Annotated in this window: 21 protein-coding genes; 10 read left to right on the top strand and 11 right to left on the bottom strand. The window is 75.9% G+C overall.

What is annotated here, in order from left to right; genetic code table 11:
* Positions 1–51: 51 nt before the first annotated feature.
* A complete protein-coding gene (locus WA788_RS01720; RefSeq protein WP_443033956.1) occupies positions 52–3,300 on the bottom strand; it encodes a sacsin N-terminal ATP-binding-like domain-containing protein in 3,249 nt (1,082 codons plus the stop codon).
* Positions 3,301–3,737: 437 nt separating this feature from the next.
* Complete coding sequence (locus tag WA788_RS01715) at positions 3,738–4,646, bottom strand: DUF3027 domain-containing protein (RefSeq protein ID WP_335970781.1); 909 nt, start codon at positions 4,644–4,646, stop codon at positions 3,738–3,740.
* 261 nt (positions 4,647–4,907) lie between these two features.
* Here WA788_RS01715 and WA788_RS01710 point away from each other — a divergent pair, with 261 nt between their 5' ends.
* From WA788_RS01710 to WA788_RS01695, 4 genes are all read left to right on the top strand, one after another.
* The gene (locus WA788_RS01710; RefSeq protein WP_435128276.1) at positions 4,908–6,284 is read left to right on the top strand and encodes an MFS transporter; all 1,377 of its coding nucleotides are present in this window, start codon (positions 4,908–4,910) and stop codon (positions 6,282–6,284) included.
* A gap of 83 nt (positions 6,285–6,367) precedes the next feature.
* Positions 6,368–6,859, top strand: a complete 492-nt coding sequence (locus WA788_RS01705; protein ID WP_335970780.1) for a hypothetical protein — start codon at positions 6,368–6,370, stop codon at positions 6,857–6,859.
* 20 nt (positions 6,860–6,879) lie between these two features.
* Positions 6,880–7,572: a futalosine hydrolase gene (locus WA788_RS01700; protein ID WP_335970778.1), complete on the top strand. Its 693-nt coding sequence runs from the start codon at positions 6,880–6,882 to the stop codon at positions 7,570–7,572.
* Complete coding sequence (locus tag WA788_RS01695) at positions 7,565–8,458, top strand: 1,4-dihydroxy-6-naphthoate synthase (RefSeq protein WP_335970776.1); 894 nt, start codon at positions 7,565–7,567, stop codon at positions 8,456–8,458. Before WA788_RS01700 ends, WA788_RS01695 begins: the two co-directional genes overlap by 8 nt.
* A 105-nt stretch (positions 8,459–8,563) precedes the next feature.
* On the opposite strand, the gene WA788_RS01690 is transcribed toward WA788_RS01695, so the two are convergent.
* On the bottom strand, positions 8,564–8,947 hold the full coding sequence (locus WA788_RS01690; RefSeq protein WP_335970774.1) for a cold-shock protein: 384 nt from the start codon (positions 8,945–8,947) through the stop codon (positions 8,564–8,566).
* A gap of 254 nt (positions 8,948–9,201) precedes the next feature.
* Between WA788_RS01690 and WA788_RS01685 the strand changes: the two genes are divergently transcribed.
* Positions 9,202–9,531 carry a hypothetical protein gene (locus tag WA788_RS01685; RefSeq protein ID WP_335970772.1) on the top strand — a complete coding sequence of 110 codons (330 nt, stop codon included), beginning with the start codon at positions 9,202–9,204 and terminating at the stop codon, positions 9,529–9,531.
* Here the strand turns inward: WA788_RS01685 and WA788_RS01680 are convergent.
* The gene (locus WA788_RS01680; RefSeq protein WP_335971250.1) at positions 9,510–10,133 is read right to left on the bottom strand and encodes an HAD family hydrolase; all 624 of its coding nucleotides are present in this window, start codon (positions 10,131–10,133) and stop codon (positions 9,510–9,512) included. The two genes, WA788_RS01685 and WA788_RS01680, sit on opposite strands and share 22 nt — an antisense overlap.
* 291 nt (positions 10,134–10,424) lie before the next feature.
* On the bottom strand, positions 10,425–11,546 hold the full coding sequence (locus WA788_RS01675; RefSeq protein WP_335970771.1) for a hypothetical protein: 1,122 nt from the start codon (positions 11,544–11,546) through the stop codon (positions 10,425–10,427).
* Between the two features lie 82 nt (positions 11,547–11,628).
* Between WA788_RS01675 and WA788_RS01670 the strand changes: the two genes are divergently transcribed.
* Positions 11,629–14,091: a helicase C-terminal domain-containing protein gene (locus WA788_RS01670; protein ID WP_335970770.1), complete on the top strand. Its 2,463-nt coding sequence runs from the start codon at positions 11,629–11,631 to the stop codon at positions 14,089–14,091.
* A gap of 26 nt (positions 14,092–14,117) precedes the next feature.
* On the opposite strand, the gene WA788_RS01665 is transcribed toward WA788_RS01670, so the two are convergent.
* Positions 14,118–14,771, bottom strand: a complete 654-nt coding sequence (locus WA788_RS01665; RefSeq protein ID WP_335970769.1) for a VanZ family protein — start codon at positions 14,769–14,771, stop codon at positions 14,118–14,120.
* A 49-nt stretch (positions 14,772–14,820) separates the two neighbouring features.
* Here WA788_RS01665 and WA788_RS01660 point away from each other — a divergent pair, with 49 nt between their 5' ends.
* Positions 14,821–15,132, top strand: coding sequence for a hypothetical protein (locus WA788_RS01660; protein ID WP_335970768.1), 312 nt, complete (start codon positions 14,821–14,823; stop codon positions 15,130–15,132).
* 88 nt (positions 15,133–15,220) lie between these two features.
* Here the strand turns inward: WA788_RS01660 and WA788_RS36000 are convergent, their stop codons facing one another.
* Complete coding sequence (locus WA788_RS36000; protein ID WP_435178294.1) at positions 15,221–15,337, bottom strand: LPXTG cell wall anchor domain-containing protein; 117 nt, start codon at positions 15,335–15,337, stop codon at positions 15,221–15,223.
* 307 nt (positions 15,338–15,644) lie between these two features.
* On the opposite strand from WA788_RS36000, the gene WA788_RS01650 reads away from it, so the two are divergent.
* Together WA788_RS01650 and WA788_RS01645 are read left to right on the top strand one after the other, a co-directional pair.
* A complete protein-coding gene (locus WA788_RS01650; protein ID WP_335970766.1) occupies positions 15,645–16,208 on the top strand; it encodes a hypothetical protein in 564 nt (187 codons plus the stop codon).
* Positions 16,209–16,354: 146 nt separating this feature from the next.
* Positions 16,355–18,013 carry a DNA repair helicase XPB gene (locus WA788_RS01645; RefSeq protein ID WP_335970765.1) on the top strand — a complete coding sequence of 553 codons (1,659 nt, stop codon included), beginning with the start codon at positions 16,355–16,357 and terminating at the stop codon, positions 18,011–18,013.
* Positions 18,014–18,023: 10 nt separating this feature from the next.
* Here WA788_RS01645 and WA788_RS01640 read toward each other — a convergent pair whose 3' ends face one another.
* Together WA788_RS01640 and WA788_RS01635 are read right to left on the bottom strand one after the other, a co-directional pair.
* Positions 18,024–18,578 carry a hypothetical protein gene (locus tag WA788_RS01640; protein ID WP_335970764.1) on the bottom strand — a complete coding sequence of 185 codons (555 nt, stop codon included), beginning with the start codon at positions 18,576–18,578 and terminating at the stop codon, positions 18,024–18,026.
* A gap of 113 nt (positions 18,579–18,691) precedes the next feature.
* Complete coding sequence (locus tag WA788_RS01635; RefSeq protein ID WP_335970763.1) at positions 18,692–18,862, bottom strand: hypothetical protein; 171 nt, start codon at positions 18,860–18,862, stop codon at positions 18,692–18,694.
* Positions 18,863–19,203: 341 nt separating this feature from the next.
* Between WA788_RS01635 and WA788_RS01630 the strand changes: the two genes are divergently transcribed.
* On the top strand, positions 19,204–21,327 hold the full coding sequence (locus WA788_RS01630; RefSeq protein ID WP_435128305.1) for a HelD family protein: 2,124 nt from the start codon (positions 19,204–19,206) through the stop codon (positions 21,325–21,327).
* A gap of 329 nt (positions 21,328–21,656) precedes the next feature.
* Here WA788_RS01630 and WA788_RS01625 read toward each other — a convergent pair whose 3' ends face one another.
* The gene (locus tag WA788_RS01625; RefSeq protein WP_335970761.1) at positions 21,657–22,367 is read right to left on the bottom strand and encodes a copper homeostasis protein CutC; all 711 of its coding nucleotides are present in this window, start codon (positions 22,365–22,367) and stop codon (positions 21,657–21,659) included.
* A 75-nt stretch (positions 22,368–22,442) separates the two neighbouring features.
* Positions 22,443–23,114, bottom strand: a complete 672-nt coding sequence (locus WA788_RS01620) for an HD domain-containing protein (protein WP_335970760.1) — start codon at positions 23,112–23,114, stop codon at positions 22,443–22,445.
* Positions 23,115–23,185: the final 71 nt, after the last annotated feature.

The raw sequence follows: 23,185 nt of genomic DNA, 5'->3' as shown, positions 1-23,185 counted from the left end.
GGCTGACGGGCGTACGGGCCGCGGCGATCCAGAAGTTCCGAACAGCGGGCCCTAGTCGAACCAGCGGTCGCGCGCCAGTTCCTCCGTACGGGTCGGGTCCTCCAGCAGCGCGGCCAGTTCGAAGCGGCGCTCCCAGTGGCCCGCGGCCCAGGCCAGCCCGGCCGCGACGCCTTCCACGGTGGCGCCGTGCAGCACCCCGTCGACCCAGCGCCAGTCGACCTCCACGTCACCGGTGAGCAGCAGTTCCTCGTGCTCGACGTAGGTTGCCGGGGCGCCCGGCAGCAGGTCGTGCACGGCGGGCAGCACGTCATGCGGCTCGCCGTGCGAGACCACCGCCGCCGGCACCGCCTCGCTGAGCCGGCGCACCTGGAACAGCTCGGCCAACTCCGCGGCCAGCCGCGGCGGTACGGGCAGCAGCGACAGCCCGCCGGACAGCGGCAGCAGGTCGGGGGCGTCGGCGACCAGGGCGTCGGCGGCGTCGACCACCACGACCTCGCCGTCCCGTACGGCCCGCAACTCGTCGGGCAGGGTGACCTGTTCGGGGTCGAGCTCGGCCAGGGCCGCGTACAGGCCGTGGAGTTGAGCCGGGGTGACAGGGCGGTTCGGGTCGGCGAGGCGGCCGAGCAGTTCGGCGGCGCCGCCCGGTTCGGTGAGCAGCGCGTCGACGGTGGTGCGGACGCCGAGCGCGCGCAGCACCTGCGCGTCCACCGCCGCGTCGGTCTCGGCCTCGTCGTACAGCCCGGCGAGCAGCCGGTCGCCGCCGGCGGCGCGCAGGCCGACCGGGCGCCGCCCGCCCAGCACCGGGTGGTCGCGCAGCCACCAGGCCGCGTACGGCCGTACGGACTCGGTGGTGCCGTCCGGCAGCAGCACCCGGACCTGCGCGGTCACCGCGTCGCGCAGCGGCGGCCGGGAGAGCAGCGCGAGGGCCTGCGGCCAGGCGTCGTCGTCCACCAGGTCGAGGTCGCGGACGCCGATCACCTCGGTGGCGACCGGCGGCACATCGGCCTCCGGCAGCTGGTCGAGGACGTCCTCGCACCACACGTCGACGGCGTCGAGCAGCCCGACGTCGTCGGGTTGGGCCCAGTCGGTGTCGCGCGGGTCGAGGTCGTCGGGGTCGAGCACCACGTCCTCGGCGCGGACCAGCGCGAAGGTGGCGAGCACCCCGACCGCGGTGAGCGGCTGTTCACCCCAGCGGTCGGCCAGATCGGCGTCCACGGTGCCGAGTTCGCCCTCGCGCAGCACGGACTCCAGCGGGCTGCCGGGCAGCACCAGTTCGCCCGCGGGGGCGAGTTCGCCCTCCTCGTCGGGCAGCGCGAGCGCGCCGAGCCACGGCTCGTCGCCGGGCGCCAGCCCCGCGGCCCGGGCGAGGCCGAGCACGGCATCGGCCAACTCGTCGGCGTCCAGGCCGGTTTCGTCGTCCCAGGCGGCGCGCTCCTCGTCGAGGGAAGCGGCCACCGCGGTCCGCACCTGCGGGCTGGTCAGGATCGCGCGGGGGGTGGCGGGGGCGGCGCCCAGCTTCTCCAGCAGCGGGTGGGCGGCGTCCGCGTGGGCGACCCGCAGGCCGAGCCGGGCGAGCAGCGCCGGGTCCGCGCCCGCGGCGGCACCTCCGCTGTCCGCGCCCGCGTCGGCCGCATCCGCGTCCCCGCGCACCGGCAGCAGCACCTGGCGCGGGCCGACCACCGTACGGCCGTCGGCGAGCGGGACGGGCAGGCCGCTGAGCACGTCGGGGTCGGTGCCGGCGAGGGCGTCGTAGAGCCGCCACCACCAGTCGGCGGGGCGTTCGGCGCCGGCCAGCCGGTCCACCACGTCGGCGAGCGACAGCCTGGCGACGCCCAACTGCCGCAGCGCCGGGCGCCGTTCGAGGCTCGCGGGCAGCAGCGTGGGCAGGACCTCGGCGAGCACCCGCACCGCCTCGGCGGTGGCGCCCTCCACGATCTCGGCCTCCACCGGCCGCAGCGGCTGCCCCTCCCCCGTCAGGCGCCCGCCGTCGTCCCAGGCGTCCGGGTCCGGCGCCGGGCCGCCCGCGTCGAGCGCCCCCGCCCCGGGCACCGCGGCCCGCGGCAGGAACGGGGTGCGCGGCAGCGCGGCCAGCACCCGGCGGCGCAACTCGGCGTCCAGCCCGCCCTTCCCGAGCGGCCCGGGCACCAGGTCCACCACCCCGGCGCCGGACGGCTGCCAGTCGGCGAGCAGCCGCACATACGCTTCCGCGGCGCGGTCCAGCAGGAAGTCGGTGAGCGGGCCGGGCGCGGTGTGGCGGCGGGTCGGGTCGAGCGGGAAGCTCGCCAGCAGCAGCGCGGGCAGGCCGAGCGGCTCGTCGGTCGGGGTGGGCGCGTGGACGACGCCGGCGGTGCGCGGCGCGGCGGGGGCGCCCTCGGGGTCCACCGGCACCGCCCACGTCACCGACCACACCGGGCGCAGCCGCTCCTCCACCGGCCGGTCCGCGAGCAGTTCGGGGGTCAGCGCGCCGCCGCCGGCCCGCACCCGCCAGCGGGTGGGCGCGCCACGGTCGCTGTCCTCGATCAGCACGTCCCCGCCGTCGAGCGACCGCCGGGTCAACGTCCGTACGCCCGCGGGCGTTTCGACCACGACCTCGGCCAGGCCCGGCAGCGCGAGCAGCAGCGCGTCGTCGACCGCGGCGAGCAGGCGGTCCGCCAGGTCCTCCGCGGAGCCGTCCCGCAGCGGCAGCACCACCACGGTGTCGTAGGGCGCCGGGGCGCTGCCCTCGGCGGGGAACGGCAGCCGCAGCAGCGGGACATGGCCGTCGCGGCGCCGCAACTCCTCGGCTAGTTCGGGGATTTCGGCGGCCAGTGCCCGGGCCTCGCCGAGCGACCAGCGCACCCCGCCGGCCCGGCTGAGCACGGCGGGCTCGTCGCTCGCCGCGAGGACCGCGGCGAAGCCGATGCCGAAGCGGCCGACGACCGCGTCCTCGGCGTCGTCGCGCTTGGCGGAGGCGCGCAGCGTGGACAGCGACTCGACGGCGGCCGGGTCCAACGGGGCGCCGGTGTTGGCCGCGGCCAGGCAGGCGTACGGCGAGCCGGTGGCGTCGGGGTCGGGCGCGTGCAGGGTGAGCCGGAGCCGGCCGGGCACGCCGGCGCGGGTCGCGGCGTCGGCGGCGTTCTGGGCCAGCTCCACGATCAGGCGGTCGCGGTGGCCGCCGAGGGCGAGGTCCTCCTCGGCGTTGGCGTCCTCGCGGAAGCGCGCGGCGGACGCGGACCACGCGGTCAGCACGGCCTGGCGCAGCGACGCGGTGCGGAAGGGGTCGGGCCTGCCTTCCGGGGTTCCTTCCGGGTTCGTGCGGATCACGCCTGGGCGGGTCACGTGAACCTTTCGTCTGCACTGTGCGCATGGGGTTCCGGCCGCTCCGGGCCCCTTCGGGCCCGACCGTACTCCACTGCGGGACGTGGGGGCCTGGGCCCCTTGAAGTGGTCGGTTCGGGTGGTCGGTTGACGTACCCGGTCGAAAAGGCCGTCGGTGTCCGGCCGGAGTCGCGGCCGCCAGAGTCCGTACGGGGACGGCGGCAGCGCGGGTACCCGGGAGCAGCGCGCGAAGGGCCCTGGCGCGCCCCGGGAACGCCCTCCAAGGCGTCGCGGAGGCACCGTGGGCCACCGGACCGCCGGACCTGCGGGAGCACCGCCCTCAGGCGCCCTCAGGCGCCCCCAGACGCCTCCAGACGCCGTCAGACGCCGTCAGGCGCCCTCAGGCGCCCTCAGGCGCTCGCGCCCGCCCCGGGTGGGGCCTCAGACCGTCTCGTCGTCGTGCAGGTCGTCCAGCACCATGGGCGCGGGCTCCGGCGTCTTCGGCATCACCGCGGCCTCGGAGTGGCCGCCGCAGCCGTACGCGAGGGAGACCAGGGTGCCGTCGGCCGGGGAGTACTCGTTCGCGCAGATGCCGAACGCCTGCCCGAGGGAGCCGCCGATCGCCACCAGGAAGCCGCAGCTCACGCACTTCGAGGGCGCGGCCTGGGCCATCGCCGTCTTGGGGCCGAAGCGCTCCTCCCAGCGGTCCGCCGAGGTGTGCAGGCCGTACCGGGACAGCACCCGGGCCCGGCCCAGGCCCAGCTGGCGCGCGACCGCGCCGATCTCCGCGATGCTCGGCCCGCCGGTGACCACGTCGCCGGCCGTCACCGCCGTATCTCCGGCCGCACCCGGACCGTCTGCCGCATCCGCCACATCCGCCGCCTGCGCCGCCTGCGCCGCGGCTGCCGCCGCCACCTCGGCCGCCTCCGCGATCTCCACCGAGTCCGCGGCCGCCGTCGCCGCCGCCGCGCCCTCCCCGGTCCACCCCGGCTCCAGCCGCAGGTCGTCCGCCTCGGTGGGCAGCAGGTCCCCCGGGCCCAGGTCGCCCTGCCGCAGCCGCTCGCTCCAGGGCACCCACTCCGGCGCCAGGACGGAGTCCGGGCCGGGCAGCAGCACCGTTTCGTCGATCGTCACGTTCTTCGCGCGGGAGGCGCGGGTCAGCGTGGTGGCCCACTGCCAGCCGCGGTAGGCCGGCTCGGTGCACGCGAAGAAGTGGGTGACCACGCGGTCGCCCTCGGCGACGACGCCGAGGTGCTCTCCGACCGACGCCTCGCCCACCGCCTCCCGCGTCACGGCCAGCGCGACATCGACCGCCTCGGCGCACAGGCGGTCAGGGGTACGGCTTCGCATCGCAGGACTCACAGAAATCGTTTCTCTCTCTACGCCGTCTCACGTGTGCGCTCGCGGGCGGGCGGACCCGAAGGGCACGAAACCTCGGCGGAGCGGACCGACGGACCGCTTCGACGCCTACGTTCCCTGCTTCCCCGGCCCTGCCCGAGCGTCATCGGGCGCACCTGTTGTCACCCATTCTGCGCGATCGCACGCTACCGGTGCGCACCGTGCGAGCAAAGGAGGGGGTGCGCCGTCTTCCAATTGGGGCAGGATTGCGACGTGGCACGAACCGTGACCGCGGGCCCAGGGCCCGCACGCAGGGCCGGGCGCGCCCTCGCGAGCGGCGTGGGGCGGTCGGCGGGGGCGGTGCGCCGCCGTATCCGGCGTACGACGCACGCGGGCGGCGCGGGCGAGTCGGGCCTGGCCAAGCTGATCGAGTTGCACGCGGTGAACTCCGCGGGCGACATGATGATCACCATCGCGCTCGCCAGCACCGTGTTCTTCTCCGTCCCCAGCGGCGAGGCCCGCAACCGGGTCGGGCTCTACCTGCTGATCACGATGGCGCCGTTCGCGCTGCTCGCCCCGGTGGTCGGCCCGATGCTGGACCGGTTGCAGCACGGCCGGCGGGCCGCGATGGCGATGTCGATGATGGCCCGCGCGGTGCTCGCCTGGACGATGGCGGGGATGGTCGCGCACGCGGGCCTGGGCCTGTACCCGGCGGCGCTGGGCAGCCTGGTCGGCTCCAAGGCGTATGGCGTGGTGCGCAGCGCGGTGGTGCCGCGCCTGCTGCCGGACCGCACCACCCTGGTCAAGGCGAACTCGCGCGTCACCCTCTCGGGTCTGCTGGCCACCGCGATCGCGGCACCGGTGGGCGCGGGGCTGCACAAGATCGGCCCGCAGTGGCCGCTGTACGGCGCGTTCGCGATCTTCATGTGCGGCGCGGTGCTGTGCATGGCGCTGCCGAACAAGGTGGACTCCGCGCGCGGCGAGCGCCGGGCCCGGCTGACCGCCGACGAGGAGGCGCCGGCCGAGCCCGCCGGGGTGCCCGGGCGCAAACCGGGCCTGCTGGGCGTCGGTTCGTCGGTGCTGCACGCGCTCCAGGGCAACTGCGGGCTGCGCGCGCTGTCCGGCTTCCTGACGATGTTCCTGGCGTTCATGCTGCGCGAGCACCCGGTCGGCGGACTGTCCCCGGAGTTGTCGCTGAGCGTGGCGGTCGTCGCGGCGGGCGCGGGCAACGCGCTGGGCACCGCGCTCGGCGCGTGGCTCAAGGCCCGCGGCCCGGAGGTGATCATCGTGACGGCGCTGGTGTGCGCGCTGGCGACGGCCTCGGTGGCGGCGAGCCTGTTCGGGCTCGTCACCGTCGCGGCGGTGGCCGCGGTCGCGGGCATCGCGCAGGCCCTGTCGAAGCTGTCGCTGGACGCGCTGATCCAGCGCGACGTCCCGGAGGCGGTCCGCACCTCGGCGTTCGCCCGTTCCGAGACGGTGCTCCAGCTGTCGTGGGTGGTCGGCGGCGGCATCGGCATCGTCCTGCCGCTGAACGGCTCGCTCGGCATGGCGGTGGCCGCGATGCTGGTGCTGGCGGCGTTCTCCGTCGCGGTGCGCGGGCTGCTCGGCGCCGCTCGGCACGGCGGCTCGACGAAGGCCCGCGTCGCCTGAGCGTGCCCGGCACCAGGCCCCATCCGGCGTGACACGGTGTACCCGCGCGCGGAGCGGAGCCCCCCGCCCGGTAGCCTCCTGCCATGAGCATTCGCCGCGCCGCCACCGCCCTCGGTGCCATCTCCCTCGGGTTGATCTCCCTCACCGCCTGCACGAAGCCGACCGCCGAGGCGACGGTCACCGTGGGCAGCAAGTCCGTGATGGCGTCCGCGAGCAAGGGGTGCTACGCCAAGGGCGCGCTGCTGCCGCAGACGGTCTTCGCCAAGTGCCTCCAGGAGAAGCCGACGCACCACATCACGGTGCCGGTCGGCGACAAGATCCGGATCGGCGTGGACCCCTCGATCGCCGACAAGGGCTGGCTGATCGTGCAGAACACCTCGCTCGCCAACGACGAGGTGCTCAAGGACAAGACGTACTTCACGGTCGACAGCGCGGACCTGTTCCACGTGCAGGACCCGCAGACCGGCCAGACCAGCCCGGTGAGCAGCGTGGTGCTGAACATCGTGGAGTCCCCGGACACCACCGGCGCCAAGGTCACCCGGGTGGTCTCCTTCGAGCTGCGGCGCGACCACTGACGCAGCGCGGGACGCAGCGGATGAGCGGCGCGACGGCCCCGATACGCCGCCTGCTGGTGGTGACCGCGGTGGACGCCGAGCGCGCCGCGGTGGCCGCGGGCCTGGCGACGGCGCCGGCCGCACCGCGCACGACGGTCCTGGCCGGCGGGGTCGGCCCCGCGGCCGTCGCCGCCGCCACCGCCACCGCGCTGGCCGGCGCGCAGGCCGCGGGCGAGCCGTACCAGCTGGTGGTCAGCGCGGGCATCGCGGGCGGCTTCGCCCCGCTCGCGCCGGTCGGTTCGGTCGCGGTGGCGAGCGCGATCACGGCCGCGGACCTGGGCGCGCAGACGCCCGACGGCTTCGTGCCGGTCGACGAGTTGGGCTTCGGCACCACCCGGCACCTGCCGCCGCAGCGGCTCAGCCGGGCGGTGGCCGACGGCCTCGCGGCGGCGTACGGGCCGGTGCTGACGGTGTCCACGGTGACCGGCAGCGCCGAGCGCGCCGCCGAACTGGCGGGCCGTCACCCCGGCGCCGTGGCCGAGGCGATGGAGGGCTTCGGGGTGGCCGAGGCGGCCGCCGCGGTGGGCGTGCCCGTGCTGGAGATCCGTACGGTGTCCAACGCCGTGGGCCCCCGCGACCGGGCCGCATGGCGGATCGGGGAGGCGCTGGCGGCCCTGACGGCCGCGTTCGGGAAGCTGCCGGCCGTACTGGGAGTTGAGGCACATCATGGGTGACGAGCAGAGCACGCGCGTGGAGCAGGGGACGGCTCAGGAGCAGGGGGCGGCGCTGCGTATCGCGTACTCCCCCTGTCCGAACGACACCTTCGTCTTCCACGACCTGGCGCACGGACTGGTCGAGGGCGCACCCGCGCTCGACGTGTCGTTCGCCGACATCGACATCACCAACGGCCTGGCCGAGCGCGGCGAGTTCGACGTCCTGAAGGTGTCGTACGCAGTGCTGCCGTGGGTGCTCGACGAGTACGCCCTGCTGCCCTGCGGCGGCGCGCTCGGCCGCGGCTGCGGCCCGCTGGTACTGACCCGGGAGCCCGGCGCGGACCTCACCGGCCGGACCGTCGCGGTGCCGAGCGAGCGCTCGACGGCCTACCTGCTCTTCCGGCTGTGGGCGGCGGCCGAAGTGGCCGGCGGGGTCGGCGAGATCGTGGTCATGCCGTTCCACGAGATCATGCCCGCGGTCCGGGACGGCAAGGTCGACGCGGGCCTGGTGATCCACGAGGCGCGCTTCACGTACCAGAACTACGGCCTGCACAAGCTCGCGGACATGGGCGAGCACTGGGAGGCCACCACCGGGCTGCCGATCCCGCTGGGCGCGATCATCGCCAAGCGGTCGCTGGGCGCGGAGCGGCTGGCCGCGCTGGCGGCGGCGATCCGCACGTCGGTGCGGCAGGCGTGGGACGAGCCGGCGCGCTCCCGGGAGTACGTCCTCGCGCACTCCCAGGAGATGGACCCGGCCGTCGCCGACCAGCACATCGGGCTGTACGTCAACGAGTTCACCGCCGACCTCGGCGAGGACGGCTACGCGGCGGTGCGCGGCCTGCTCACCCGCGCCGCGGCCGAGGGCCTGGTGCCGCCGCTGGCCGCCGACGCGCTGGCTTTCGGATAACCCGCGGATTCGTGACGGGTGTGACCCGAATTACCGCACCCGGGCTTTACCGGAACCAACTGTTCCGGTAAAGCCCGGTTAAAGCGGAGCGCCGGGGGCGGCCGGTCAGACGTCGATCTGGTCGGCGACCACGCGCAGCACCGAGGCGATCTTGTGGCCGTGCGCCTTGTCGGGGTAGCGGCCGCGCTGGAGCGAGCGCGCCACGTCCTCCAGCAGCGAGGTGAGGTCCTGCACGATCGGCAGCAGCTCGTCCGGCTTGCGGCGCTGGGCGGCGGCCACGGACGGCGCCGGATCGAGCAGCGTCACCGAAAGCGCCTGGTCACCCCGCTGCCCCGCGACCACGCCGAACTCCACGCGCTGGCCGGGCTTGAGGGCGGTCACTCCGTCCGGCAGGACCGACGAGTGCACGAAGACGTCGCCGCCGTCGTCGCGGGAGAGGAAGCCGAAGCCCTTCTCGCTGTTGAACCACTTGACCTTGCCGGTAGGCACGTCCGACCTCGTCCTCATTGCTCGGTGTAGCCCGAAGTTCTCGGAGCTGACTGAAGTTACTAGAAATTACCCGAACCCGCCGGGGGCCGCTGGAAAATTACCCGAGAGCAGCCGGAAAACGCTGTTCGCGGGTCTTCGAGCGGCTGGTCGGCGGCAGCCCGCACCGGACCGGCCACCCGCCGCCGTACAGCGGGGTGCCCGGGGGTCCCGACACCGTTTCCACTCCGTCCACCCCACGGACCTACCCTTGTCGGGTGAGCAAACAAACCCTGGGCCCCGGTGACCTGCTGGTGCGGACCGGCGCGATCACGTTCCTCGTCGGCACGGTCGGCACCGTGGTGACGGTCGCGCCGCTGCTGCTGCACACCAAGCGGCTGCCCACGCCCGCGTACTTCGTCTCGATGCTGATGGGGCTGGGGCTCGCGCTGGCCCTGGCCGGGCTGCTGCGCTCGGCGCTGGCCCAGCGGCGCCCGGCGGCGGACGGCCCCGGCGGTACGACCGGTGGCACGGGCGCCGGTACGAGCGGCGGTACGGGGCTCGCGGGCGCGCGGCCCGCGGTGGATCAGGCCGCGGCGGAACGGTAGTCCGCGAGCCAGGCGGGGAACTCCGTCAGGTCGGCCAGCACCACGTCGGCGCCCGCCGCCAGCAGTTCCTTCTCGTCGCACGGCCCGGTCGCCACGGCCACCGACAGCGCGCCCGCGGTGCGGGCGCCGCGCACGTCGCCGACGTGGTCGCCGACGTAGACCGACGCGCCGTACTCCACCAGCGCCTCGGCCTTCGCCTCCGCCCACAGCTGCCCGCGCAGGTCCGCGACGATGCCGACGTGGTCCAGGTGCAGCTGGGCGTTCGGGGTGTGCTTGGCGGTGACCACCAGCGGGCGGCCGCCCGCGGCCCGGACCGCCTCGATCGCCGCCACGGCGCCCGGCATCGCCGGGGTCGGCACGATCGCGTGGTCCACGTACAGCGCGCGGTAGCGCTCGCTCATCCCCGGGACCTGCTCGGCGGGGAACCAGTTCGCCAACTCCTGCTCCAGCGGCGGGCCGAGCCGGGTGACGGCCAGGGCCGAGTCGATGAACGCGCCCGTCTCCTCGGCCAGCCGGTCGTACACCGCCTTGATCCCCGGGCGGGAGTCGATCAGGGTCATGTCGAGGTCGAACCCGACGGTCAGCGGTGCGGCAAGGTCCATGGTCACCCCGCCATTGTCTCCGACGGCAACAGGACCCACCCGGGTGCCCCGGTCCCGGCGGTTCCGGGACCACTTGCCGGTGCGGGGTCCCTCCGGGGTGGTGTGTTCCGTGGGTGCCGGGACCTTGCCGCCGGTAGATGGCTGGTCGCGCAGTTCCCCGCGCCCCTTCGGGGCGCAAGCTTCTTCCGCGGGAAGACCCGAGCGGAAACAGGGGCGCGGGGAACGGCGCGACCAGCCACCGCGGACCGCAAGGTCCCGCAACTCCGCGGACGGCGCACCCGGAGGGTCCGCTCAGCTCGCGGAGCGACGCGCCCGGAGGATGAGGTAGAGGGCCGAGGCGACGGCGGCGACGCGGACGGCGACGGGAAGGTCGTGGCGGATGACGTGGCCGAGTTGGCCGTCGGCGATCGGGGTGCCCCAGCGCCCCTTGGTGCGGCCCCAGAGCCAGACGCCGAAGCCGAGCGCCGTGGCCCCGGGCACCCCGAACACCGCGATCTTCGCCTGGGTACGGGTGAGGGCGCGGGAGAGGTAGCCGGTCAGCCAGCCGAGGCCGAGCGGAATCCAGGAGCCGATCACCACACCGGCGACCAGCAGCAGGGCCGCGAGCAGCAGCACGGGGCTCCCCCAGCTCCGTACGCGGGCCCGGGCGCCGCCGCCCCCGCCCCCGCCCGGGCGCAGCAGCCCGCGCAGCCCCTTCCGCCGCTTCGGCGCCTCCGCGGCCGGGGCAGCCTCCGCCGCCGCCGCCCCGTCTTCCGCGCCGCCGCCCCCCTTCCCCGCAAGGGCACCCGGGAGCGGCCGCCGCTCCTCCTCCCCCTTGCCCGCCAACTCCTCGTCGTCGAACGGGATGAAGATCCCCCCGGTCATCCCGGGCAGCCCCGTCAACTCGTCCGCGGCCCGCAACCGCCCCTCACCGGTCCCGAACCCCGACCCGAATCCCAGTCCGAGCCCGGCCCCGGCCCCGCTGTCCGGCCACACCTCGTCCCCGGCGCCCTCCGGCGCGTCCTCCCCCGCCTGACCCGACGGCTCCTGCTCCGACGGCTCCGGCGGCTGCGCGTCCTTCGGCTCCTTGCGCGGCGCCGCCACCCGCCGCGCCTTCCCGTACGGCCCGTACGTCCCCGGCGCGGGCTCCCCGGCCGGCGGCTCCGCGGCGCCCCCGGCGGCGGCCGAAGCAGCCCCGCCGCCCGCCCCCTTCGTGCCGGCCGCCGCCTCGACCACCTCGTCCGGGCTGCCGAACCGCCCCAGGATGCGCCGCACCGCCGCCGCGTTGTCGCCGTCGCCGCCCCTGGCCTGCTCGATGTCCGTCCGCAACTGCGCGACCAGCCGCATCCGGTCCGCCGCGGGGAGCGCGGTCTGCGCCAGGTCACCGACCCTGCTCAGGTAGTCGAACACCAGCCGGTCGCTCTCCACGCCCACCGCCGGGCTCCTTCCGCCGCGTCGCCGCCCGCCACGACGACCGTACCCGTCCCCCCACGTCCATGCGGCTAATGTGGGAGGGATGGATACGGCAGAGCCGCGCACCCTCGCGGAGGACCTGCGCGCACGTGACGACGACGCGCTGGCCCACCTGCTGCGCGCCCGGCCCGACCTGCTCACCCCGGTCCCGGGTGACCTCACCCAGCTCGCCGGCCGCGCCGCCACCCGCGCGTCGGTGCTGCGCGCGCTCGACCAGGTCGACGCGTTCACCCGGCAGGTCGCCGAGGCGCTCGCGGTGGCCGCCGACCCGTGCCCGTACGACGCGCTGTGCGTGCTGATGGCCGGCGCGGACCCGGCCGGCGCGGCCGCCCCGCTGGGCGCGCCGCTGCCCGCCGATCTCACCGCGGCCGTCCGCGCGGCGCTGCCCGACGCGGTGGCGCGGCTGCGCACCCGGGGCGTGGTGTGGGGCGGCGGGGACCGGCTGCGGCTGGTGCGCGCGGCCCGCGACGTGCTCGCCCCCTCGCCGTCGGTGGCGTCCGCGACCGGCCTCGGGCCGTCCGTCGGCGAGGCCACCGCGGGGATGTCCCCGGCCCGGCTCCAGGAGATCGTCGCCGACGCGGGCCTGCCGGCCACCCACGACCCGGTGAGCGCCACCCGCGCGCTGGCCGAACTCTTCGCCGATCCGGCCGGGTTGGGCCCGCTGCTGGACGCGGCACCCGAGGGCGTCGGCACCGTGCTCGACCGGCTGGTGTGGGGCCCGCCGTACGGCGAGGTGCGGGACGCGACGGCGCCGGTGCGGGCGGCGGACGCCACCACGGCCGTGCAGTGGCTGCTCGCCCGCGGTCTGCTGCTGCCGGCCGGCGCGCACAACGTGGTGCTGCCGCGCGAGGCGGCCCTCGCCCTGCGCGGCGGCCGCGCGCACCGTACGCCGGAGCCCGCGCCGCCGGCGCTCGTACCGGTGCCGCGTACCGCCCGCACGGTGGACCTCACCGCGGCCGGGCAGGCGCTCACCGCGGTGCGCACCGTCACCGAGCTGCTCACCGCCTGGGAGACCGGCGGGCCGGGGGTGCTGCGGGCGGGCGGGATCAGCGTGCGCGACCTCAAGCGGACCGCCACCACCCTCGACCTGCCCGAGCCGGAGGCCGCCTTCTGGCTCGAACTCGCCTACGCCGCCGGGCTGGTGGCCGCGGACGGCGAGGTCGACGAGGCGTACGCGCCGACGCCCGCGGCCGACGGATGGACCTCGCTCCCGCCGCACCAGCAGTGGTCGGCGCTGGCCGCCGCCTGGCTGGCCGCGACCCGCACCGCCGGGCTGGTCGGCAGCCGGGACCCGAAGGGGCGGGCGCTGGCCGCGCTCGGCCCGGACCTGGACCGCTCGCTCGCGCCCCAGGTGCGGCGCGCCGCGCTCGACCTGCTCGCCGAGCAGCCGCCGGGCACGGCCGCGGACCGGGACTCGCTGCTGGCCCGGCTGCGCTGGGACCGCCCGCTGCGGCCGGGCGCCGACGCGTTGCGCGCCGACCTGCTCGGCTGGACCCTGCGGGACGCCGAGGCGCTGGGCGTCACCGGCCGCGGCGCGCTCGCCGCGCACGCCCGGCCGCTGCTGGCCGGCGACCCGGACGCGGCCGCCGCCGCGCTCGCGCCGCTGCTGCCCGAACCGCTGGACCATGTGCTGCTCCAGGCCGACCTGACCGCGGTCGCGCCGGGCCCGCTGATCGCCCCGCTCGCCGAGATGCTGGGGGTGCTCGCCGACGTCGAGTCCAAGGGCGGCGCGACCGTCTACCGCTTCAGCCCGGCGTCGGTACGGCGGGCCCTGGACGCGGGCCGCAGCGCCGCCGACCTCCAGGCGTTCCTGGCCGCCCACTCGCGTACGCCGGTGCCGCAGCCGCTGAGCTACCTCATCGACGACGTGGCCCGGCGGCACGGCGCGCTGCGGGTCGGCGCGGCCTCGGCCTACCTGCGCTGCGACGACGACGCGGTGCTCACCGAACTCCTCGCCGACCGCCGGGCGAACGGCCTCGGGCTGCGCCGGCTCGCCCCGACCGTGCTGGCCGCGCAGGCCGACCCGGCGACGCTGCTGGAGCGGCTGCGCGCGATGGGGCTCGCACCGGCCGCCGAGTCGCCGGACGGCGACGTGCTGATCACCCGCCCCGACGCCCGCCGCACCCCGCCGCGCACCCCGCCGCTGCCGGTGACCGACGGGCCGCCCGCCCCCGACGACGCGCTCCTGGGCGCCGCGATCAAGGCGATCCGGGCCGGCGACCGCGCCGCCACCGTCACCCGCGACGTTCCCGCCGCCCGCGACGGCGGCCTGCCCCGCACCTCCGCCGCCGACACCCTCGCCACCGTCCAGGCCGCCGCGCTGACCGGCGAGTCCGTCTGGATCGGCTACGTCAACGCCGAGGGCGCCGCCACCCAGCGCGTCATCGCCCCCCTGCGCGTCGAGGGCGGCTACGTCACGGCCTACGACCACACCGCCGACGCCACCCGCACCTTCGCCCTCCACCGCATCACCGGGGTCTCCACCCTCACCGAAGACCCTTCCTGACCTGCCCTGCCAGGTACGGGTGCCGGTCACTTCTCCGGGCCGGCCGGGGTGCGCCGCGCCGCCGTGCCGATGCCGTAGCGGTGGTACCAGTGGCGGCGCCGGGGGTGGAGCGCGCGGCCCAGGCGCAGGCCCAGCAGGAGGTATCCGAGCAGGGCCCCGGCGGTGTTGAGGATGACGTCGTCGATGTCGAAGGCGCGGCCCTCCACGAGCGTGCCCTGGGCCGCCTCGACCATGAGCATCACCAGCGCGGTGGCGGCGACCACCCGGAGCAGGCCGCGGATGCGCGGGAAGAGCGTCGGCAGCAGGACGCCGAAGGGGGCGCCGAGCAGGACGTTGCCGCCGATCTGCTTCACGGTGTCGCGGTGGTCGGGCTGGTCGAGGTAGGCCCGGATCGACGCGCCCGGCCGCAGGTTGGCGTGCACGAGGGCGTCGGAGGCGGGCGAGGGCACGAGCGTCACCCGGGCCAGCAGGACCGCGAAGCCCACCATCCCGACGAACAGCGCGGCCAGGACCAGCGCGCGGGCCGTCAGGGCGAGGGCGGAGCGGCGCTGGAGCACCGGGGTGCGGGCGGCCTCGTCAGGCGCGGGTGCCGCGGGCTCGGCCCGCTTGGCGGCGGCGGTGCGGTCGGCCGGCCCGGCCGACCGGTCACCGCGGAGGCGCGGCCACCGGCCGGGGAGCATACGGCGGGGCTTCGGCGCGGCTGCGGCGGCGGCGGGCTTGCGGGGGCGCTTGGCGGCGGCCGCCGACCGGCCCGCGGACCGGGGCTTCGCCTTCGGCGCGGCCGCCTTCGGCTTCGGGCCGGCCTTGGTCCGCTGTCCCGCTTTCGGCTTGGGCTTCGCGTCGGGCTTCGCCTTCGGTGCGGCCTTCGGCTTCGGCCCGGCCTTCTCCTTCGGTGCGGCTTTCGGTTTCGGTGTCGGTTTCGGTTTCGGCGTGGTCCCCGGCGCCGGGGACGGTTTCGGCTTCGCGCCCGGCGCCGGCGCGGCGCGGCCGGTACGGAACAGCGGGACTCGTAGCGCCACGGCACCCGGCCTCCTCGCGTAGGCACTGTCCCAGCGGCGCTTACCCCCGACCGGCCGCCGTACGCGGGGGCGTGCGGCGGCCGGAGGGGCGAACGGTCATGCGGGCAGGGTCAGTTGTGGCGCCCCCGCCTGCGGGTGAAGACCACCAGCGCGCCACCGGCGCCCAGCACCGTGACGGCCGCGGCCGCGGCCCACTCGACCTGGGCCGAGGCACCGGTGTCCGGCAGGCTCGGCGGGGTCGAGGTCGGTGCGGTCGGCGTCGTGGGCGGGGTGGTCGGAGGCGTGCTCGGGTGGTCCGACGGAGGAGTGGTGGGCGGCTTCGTCGGGTGATGCGACGGAGGAGTGGTGGGCGGCTTCGTCGGGTGATGCGACGGAGGAGTAGTGGGCGGCTTCGTCGGATGGTGCGACGGAGGAGTAGTGGGCGGCTTCGTCGGATGGTGCGACGGAGGAGTAGTGGGCGGCTTCGTCGGATGGTGCGACGGAGGAGCGGTCGGCGGCCTGGTCGGGTGATGCGACGGAGGAGTCGTCGGAGGCTTGGTCGGCGGGGTCGTGGTCGGGGGCGCGGTGGGCGGGCAGCTCTCGCTGTCGGTCGGCGCCGGATGCTCGCTCGGCCAGGAGCCGTGGCTCGGGGCCGAGCCACCGCCGTACCCGCCCGGCGCCGTGGAGTCGTGGTCGCTCGGGGCCGAACCGCCGCCGTACCCGTCGGACGCGGAGGACGGGGCGGACGGGGCGGACGGCGCCGACGACGGTTCGGCCCCGTTCGGCCACTGGCTGCCGTTCGGCCACGACGTGTCGTCGTCGGCTGCCGCCGCCGAGGACGCCGCCGCGGACGTCGTCGCCGGCGCCGGCGCCTCGCTCTTCGGCGGCCACTGGCTGCCGTTCGGCAAGCCCGTGTCCGACGGCTCCGCGGCCGCCCCGCGCGCGGCGGTCGCGGCGGTCGCGGCGCCGTCGTCCGAAGTGGCGGCGCCTGCCGGGGTACCGGGCAGCAGCAGGCCGGCCGTGGCCATGACCGCCGCGCCGGCCACTGCCGTGGCGGCCGCGGCAGCGTGGAAGGTCCCCCGGCGGCGCTGCTCCGTGGGGGGATGCGTCTGCTGGTGATTCATGGGGGCAGAAAACATCAAATACGACTGTTCATCTTGTATGCCAAGCTCGTGCCGCGCACAGATTCGCCTGTCCGGACGCACCCCGTCCCCACCCGCGCGGCGAAGTACAGTTGTCTGTTCGCCCATCCCTCGGAGGCCCCCTTGTCCTGCCTGATCGTCCAGAGCGACAAAACGCTCCTCCTGGAGGTCGACCACGAGCAGGCGGACGCCTGCCGCCGCGCCATCGCCCCGTTCGCCGAGCTGGAGCGGGCCCCGGAGCACATCCACACCTACCGGCTCACCCCGCTCGGCCTGTGGAACGCCCGCGCGGCCGGCCACGACGCCGAGCAGGTGGTGGACGCGCTGGTCGAGTACTCGCGGTACCCGGTGCCGCACGCGCTGCTGGTCGACGTGGCCGAGACGATGGACCGCTACGGCCGGCTGCGGCTGAGCAAGCACCCGGCGCACGGCCTGGTGCTGACCACCACCGACCGCCCCGTGCTGGAGGAGGTGCTGCGCTCCAAGCGGGTGCAGCCGCTGGTCGGCGCGCGGATCGACGCGGACACCGTGGCGGTGCACCCCTCCGAGCGCGGCCAGATCAAGCAGGTGCTGCTCAAGCTGGGCTGGCCCGCCGAGGACTTCGCCGGGTACGTCGACGGCGAGGCGCACCCGATCGAGCTGGACCAGGACGGCTGGGCGCTGCGCCCCTACCAGCAGCAGGCCGTCGAGGGCTTCTGGCACGGCGGCTCCGGGGTGGTCGTGCTGCCCTGCGGCGCGGGCAAGACCCTGGTCGGGGCCGGCGCGATGGCGCAGGCGAAGGCCACCACGCTGATCCTGGTGACGAACACCGTCTCGGCCCGCCAGTGGAAGCACGAACTGGTGCGGCGTACCTCGCTCACCGAGGAGGAGGTCGGCGAGTACAGCGGCACCCGCAAGGAGATCCGCCCGGTCACCATCGCCACGTACCAGGTGCTGACCACGAAGCGGAAGGGCGTCTACCCGCACCTGGAGCTGTTCGACTCCCGCGACTGGGGCCTGATCGTCTACGACGAGGTGCACCTGCTGCCGGCGCCGGTCTTCAAGTTCACCGCCGACCTCCAGGCCCGCCGCCGGCTCGGCCTGACCGCGACGCTGGTGCGCGAGGACGGCCGCGAGTCGGACGTGTTCTCGCTGATCGGCCCGAAGCGGTTCGACGCGCCGTGGAAGGAGATCGAGGCGCAGGGGTACATCGCGCCCGCCGACTGCGTGGAGGTGCGGGTCAACCTCACCGAGAGCGAGCGGCTGGCGTACGCGACCGCCGAGACCGAGGAGAAGTACCGCTACTGCGCGACCACCGCGACCAAGCGGAAGGTGACCGAGGCGCTGGTGGCCCGGCACGCGGGGCAGCAGACCCTGGTGATCGGCCAGTACATCGACCAGCTGGACGAGCTGGGCGAGCACCTGGGCGCCCCGGTGATCAAGGGCGAGACGACGAACGCGCAGCGCGAGAAGCTCTTCGACGCGTTCCGCAGCGGCGAGCTGTCGGTGCTGGTCGTCTCGAAGGTGGCGAACTTCTCCATCGACCTGCCCGAGGCCACGGTCGCCATCCAGGTCTCCGGCACCTTCGGCTCGCGGCAGGAGGAGGCGCAGCGGCTGGGCCGGGTGCTGCGCCCGAAGGCCGACGGGCACGAGGCGCGCTTCTACTCCGTGGTGGCCCGCGACACCATCGACCAGGACTTCGCCGCCCACCGCCAGCGGTTCCTGGCGGAGCAGGGCTACGCCTACCGCATCGTGGACGCCGACGACCTCCTGGCGGGTCCCGCGGCGGCCGAGGACGCCTGATCCGCCGCGCTCAGCTCGGCGGCGGCAGGTGGAGGTAGAGGTGGACTGCGGTCACCGCGGCGGCCAGCGCCCCGGCGCCCAGCAGGGTCCGCAGCACCTGCCGCCCCTGCCGCCCCTCGGGGACGGCCCAGCAGCCGGCGAGCAGCAGCACCGACGCCAGCAGCACGCAGGGGTTCACCGCGATCGCCCGGAACAGCGCGCGGCAGCCCGCCGGGTCGCACGAGTCGGTCGCGAACGGCGAGAACACGCAGCACAGCGCGCCGAACCCGAGGAGGGGCACGCACAGCACCGTGCACAGCACCTGGACGAGGAGGTTGCGCCGCTCCGGCCGCGGTGTGCCGCCCTCCGGCGGCAGGGCGTACGGCCAGACCCCGGCCGGCGGGTGCGGGGGCAGCGGCGGTACGGGCGGCCGGGGCAGGAGCGCCCCGGCAGGGCCGCGAGGGCGTGCGTCGCGGCCGGCGTACGGCTGCGGGTACGAGCTCGGGCTCGGGTGCGGATACGGGTGCGGCTGGGCGGGCTCCGGTTCGTCGGCCGCCCGGCAGTGCCCTGCGGTGTGTGTCCTCATACGACCATCACACCGACCCGGGGCGGTGGCGCACATGCGCCGCCGTACTCATCCGGGTGCGCGGGTACTACTCAGCGGTAACCCGCGGTGGGGGGCGCCGTGGCGCCGGCGGGTCAGTAGCGCTTGCCCTCGCTGCCGAGGATGACGACCTCGACGGCGGTGGTGACGAACACCTTGACCGCGCGCAGCGCGTTGCCGACGAGGTGGCGCGGCTGGTCGGGGCGGGCACCGAGGGCGGTGCCGCCGTGGGCGGTGGGACCTGGGTGGAGTGTGGTGGAGGCCATGTCTCCACGGTAGGCATCACACGCCCGGCGTACGTCGGGCCGTGGACGGATATCGGGCCGGGCGGGTGCGACCTCGGGTGGACCCGCGACCCTGACCGGCCTGTCAGGGTCACCCCGAGGGGAAAGCGGCGGGCCGGGGCACGCGGGCGGGCGGGACGGCGGGCGCGGGGCGGGCGGAAAACGGTTGGTGCTGCCGCGGCCCGCGGCGTATAGTTCCGCGTCTTGCCGCCTCCCGGACGGGAGTGCCGCCGCCCGGACGGAAACCGGCCGGCCCCTTCGTGTCACCACCGTGCGCGTACGCCCCGCCGTACGCTCCCCCGTACCAGCCCGGAGGCCAAGCCGTGCCCTCGCACGCCCCCGACCAGCCCGTTCCGCCCGACGCCACGGCCCTCGTCCCCGAAAGCCCCGGCTCCCCCGACGCCGCCGACCCGCTGGGCCGGGAGCGCGCCCACCTGTCGGCCTCCCGGTCCGCGCTGCGGGCCATGCGGCAGGACGTCGAGGCGCTCGACATCAGCGACGTCACCGGGAACTGGGTCAACGCCAAGATCCTCGCCGGCGAGATCGAGGCGCGGATCAAGGCGCTCGCCGACCTCGCCGACACCCCGCTCTTCTTCGGGCGCCTGGACTACCTGCACGCGCCGGGCGTCGAAGCCGCCGAGGGGGCCGACGGGGAGAGCTTCTACATCGGGCGGCGACACGTCCATGACGCGGGCGGCGACCCGATGGTCATCGACTGGCGCGCCCCGGTCTCGCAGCCCTTCTACCGCGCCTCCCGCAACGAACCGATGGACGTACGGCTGCGCCGCCGCTTCGGCTACACCGGCGGCGACCTGACCGCGTACGAGGACGAGCACCTGTCCGACCCCGCCGAGGCGGACCGTTCCAGCAAGCTCCTCCAGTCGGAGATCGAGCGGCCGCGCGTCGGGCCGATGCGCGACATCGTGGCCACGATCCAGCCCGAGCAGGACGAGATCGTGCGCGCCGGGGTCGGCGGCACCGTCTGCGTGCAGGGGGCACCCGGCACCGGGAAGACCGCCGTCGGCCTGCACCGGGTGGCGTACCTGCTGTACGCGCACCGGGAGCGGCTGGCCCGCACCGGCACCCTGGTGATCGGGCCGAACGCGTCCTTCCTCCAGTACATCGAGCAGGTGCTGCCCGCGCTCGGCGAACTCCAGGTCAAGCAGGCCACCGTGGACGACCTGGTGGCCCATGTCCCGGTGCGCGGCACCGATTCGGCGCGGACCGCCCGGCTGAAGGGCGACGCGCGCATGGCGGAGGTGCTGCGGCGCGCGGTCCGCTCGGGCATCAGCATGCCGACCGAGCCGGTCGTGGTGGTGCGCGGCTCTCGGCGCTGGCGGGTGCCCGCATACGAACTGGCGGAGATCGTCCAGGAGATGGCCGACCGCGACATCCGCTACGGCGCCGCCCGCGAGGCGCTGCCGCAGCGGATCGCGCACGCGGTGCTGGTGCAGATGGAGCGGTCCGGCGAGGCGCCCGACGACCGGGTGCAGGACGCGGTCGCCCGCAACGCCGCGGTGAAGGCCGCGGTCAAGGCGTGCTGGCCGCCGGTGGACCCGGCCAAGACGGTGCTGCGGCTGCTGTCCGACCCGGAGTTCCTCGCCTCCTGCGCCGAGGGGCTGCTGTCGCCGGAGGAGCAGCAGGCGCTGCTGTGGGCGAAGCCGGCCCGCGGGCTGGCCGGGGCGAAGTGGTCGGCGGCCGACGCGGTGCTGGTCGACGAGGCGAACGACCTGGTGCAGCGCACCGGTTCGCTCGGCCATGTGGTGCTGGACGAGGCGCAGGACCTGTCGCCGATGCAGTACCGGGCGGTCGGCCGGCGCTGCTCCACCGGGTCGGCCACGATCCTGGGCGACCTCGCGCAGGGCACCACGCCCTGGGCGACCGCGTCCTGGGCGGAGGCGCTGTCCCATCTGGGGAAGCCGGACGCGCGGGTCGAGGAGTTGACCCGCGGGTTCCGTGTGCCGCGCGAGGTGATCGCCTACGCGTCCCGGCTGCTGCCGTCGATCGCGCCCGGTCTGGCGCCGGCGACCTCGGTCCGCGAGTCGCCCGGCGCGCTGTACGTGCGCCCGGCGGCCGAGGACGCGCTCGACGCGGCCGTGCTCGCCGCATGCCGCGAATCGCTGGGCCACGAGGGCTCGATCGGGCTGATCGCGGCCGACCCGCGCGTCCCGGCGCTGGCCGCCGCGCTCGACGCCGCGGGCCTGCCGTACCTGTCGCCCGGCGAGGAGACCTCGGCGACCGCCCGCCTCACCCTGGTCCCCGCGTCGCTGGCCAAGGGTCTGGAGTACGACTACGTGGTCATGGACGACCCGGCCGCGATCGTGGCGGCCGAGCCGGACGAGCGGACGGGCCTGCGCCGGCTGTACGTCTGCCTGACCCGTGCGGTGTCGGGCCTGACGGTGCTGCACAGCGCCCCGCTGCCGGCCGCGCTGGCGCAGGCGGGCTGATCCACGGCAGCGCGCCGCCCGGCGACGCGCGCGTTCCGGTGAGGCGGTCGGTGGTGCGTCCCGGCTGACGCGGTCCGGCGACGCGGTCCGGTGGAGCGTCCCGGCGACGCGCGCCGGCTCACGCGGTCCGGTGGAGCGTCCCGGCGACGCGCGCCGGCTGACCCGGTCCGGGTGCCGCATTCCGGCGACGTGGTCCGGGTGCCGCACTCCGGCGACGCGGTCCGGTGACGCGGTCCGGCGACGCGGTCCGGTGACGCGGTCCGGCGACGCACGCCGGCTCACGCGGTCTGGGTGACGCGGTCCGGTGACTCGCTGCGGCTGACGCGGGCTCAGCCGACAGCGACGGGCGCGTCGATGGCCTCGCGCCAGGTGCGTACGGTGGCCGCGTCGACGGGTGCGGTCCAGCCGCCGGGCCGTACCGCGCCGCCGACGTGGAAGCCGGCCAGACCGGCGGCGCGCAGCGCCGGCACGTGGTCCAGCAGCAGCCCGCCGCCGACCAGCAGCGCCGGTTCGTAGCCCGGCTCGCCGGTCCGCGCGGCCTCCTCGCACAGCACCGGCAGCCCGGCGCCGACGCCGTGCGCGGAGCCGGCCGTGAGATATGTGTCCAGGCCGGGCAGCCCGGCCAGTTGCAGGCGCAGCGCGTCGCGGTCGACGGCGTGGTCCATCGCGCGGTGGAAGGTCCAGCGGCAGCCGTCGATCACGTCGACCAGCGCGTACACCGCCTCGAGGTCGGCGCGGCCGCCCGCGTCGAGGAAGCCGAGCACGAACTCCTCGGCGCCCTCGGCCCGCAGGCCCTGCGCGGTCTCGCACAGCACGTCCAGCGCGTCGGCGTCCCCGGCGGCGAAGCCGTCGGACAGCCGCAGCATGACGCGCAGCGGAATCCGCACCGCCGCCCGGATCGCGGCGAACGTCTCGCGGGAGGGCGTCAGCCCGTCGGCCGCCATGTCGCTGACCAGTTCGAGGCGGTCGGCGCCGCCTTGCTGGGCCGCGACGGCATCCTCGGCGCCGAGGGCGATCACCTCGAAGATTGGTCTAGACATATGAGCAAGGGTGCCACACCAGTCCCTCCCAGCGCGAGGGTCAGGTCTCCCGATCACCCGGGCGAGTACGGCGGACTATGCCTCCAGCAACTCCAGTTCGGTGCCGACGTTGCGGCGGGCCACCTGCTCCCAGTGGGTACGGCCGTACTCCGTGCGGAACAGCCGCGGCAGCGCGAGCAACCGGCGCAGCACGTCGGCGCGGCCGGCCCGGAAGTCCTCGTCGGGCACGAAGCCGTACTCCTCGCGGACCGCGGCGGCGTAGGCCGCGTACGCCGCCGGGTCGCCGGCCAGCACCGCGAGGTCGGCGTCGCACAGCACCTCGCCGTCCGCGTCGCCCTCGGCCGGGTCGTGGTCCACCGTCAGCCGCACCAGCCGGGCGACCTGCGCGACCCGCTCCGGGTCCACCCCGGCTTCGGTGAGCGCCCGTTCGGCGAGCGCGGCGCTGCGCTCCTCGTTCTCGCTGCGGTCCGGACGGTAGACCGCGTCGTGGAACCAGGCGGCGAGCGCCACCGTGTCGGGGTCGTGCGCGTACACCGTCAGCTCCGTCACCCGCGCCAGTACCGCGACCAGGTGGTCCAGCGTGTGGTAGCGCCGCTGCGGCTCGGCCCACCGGGCCAGCAACTCCCGCCCGTAGACCGCCGGGTCGGGCTCGTCGTCCGCAGCCGTCCGGCAGCGCCGCAGCAGTTCGGACCACTCCGCGAGCAGTGCGGCATAACGGGGATGGGCTTCGGCTCGGCTCTCGGGCATGCCGATCATTGTCCACGGCCGCCCCGGAAGTCCACCCCCGCCCCCCGGGCGCCACGCGGCACCCGACCACC

The organism is Streptomyces sp. CA2R106, assembly GCF_037034245.1.
Classification (GTDB): Bacteria; Actinomycetota; Actinomycetes; order Streptomycetales; family Streptomycetaceae; genus Actinacidiphila.
The sequence above is the reverse complement of the archived record's forward strand: the minus strand, read 5'-3'. Positions and strand labels throughout refer to the sequence as shown.

Bases quoted from the DNA above. Each gene is read 5' to 3' on its own strand.
- WA788_RS01715 (WP_335970781.1), bottom strand. From the start codon at position 4,646: ATGCGAAGCCGTACCCCTGACCGCCTGTGCGCCGAGGCGGTCGATGTC.
- WA788_RS01705 (WP_335970780.1), top strand. From the start codon at position 6,368: ATGAGCATTCGCCGCGCCGCCACCGCCCTCGGTGCCATCTCCCTCGGG.
- WA788_RS01700 (WP_335970778.1), top strand. From the start codon at position 6,880: ATGAGCGGCGCGACGGCCCCGATACGCCGCCTGCTGGTGGTGACCGCG.
- WA788_RS01695 (WP_335970776.1), top strand. From the start codon at position 7,565: ATGGGTGACGAGCAGAGCACGCGCGTGGAGCAGGGGACGGCTCAGGAG.
- WA788_RS01680 (WP_335971250.1), bottom strand. From the start codon at position 10,133: ATGGACCTTGCCGCACCGCTGACCGTCGGGTTCGACCTCGACATGACC.
- WA788_RS01670 (WP_335970770.1), top strand. From the start codon at position 11,629: ATGGATACGGCAGAGCCGCGCACCCTCGCGGAGGACCTGCGCGCACGT.
- WA788_RS01665 (WP_335970769.1), bottom strand. From the start codon at position 14,771: ATGCTCCCCGGCCGGTGGCCGCGCCTCCGCGGTGACCGGTCGGCCGGG.
- WA788_RS01640 (WP_335970764.1), bottom strand. From the start codon at position 18,578: ATGAGGACACACACCGCAGGGCACTGCCGGGCGGCCGACGAACCGGAG.
- WA788_RS01635 (WP_335970763.1), bottom strand. From the start codon at position 18,862: ATGGCCTCCACCACACTCCACCCAGGTCCCACCGCCCACGGCGGCACC.
- WA788_RS01625 (WP_335970761.1), bottom strand. From the start codon at position 22,367: ATGTCTAGACCAATCTTCGAGGTGATCGCCCTCGGCGCCGAGGATGCC.
- WA788_RS01620 (WP_335970760.1), bottom strand. From the start codon at position 23,114: ATGCCCGAGAGCCGAGCCGAAGCCCATCCCCGTTATGCCGCACTGCTC.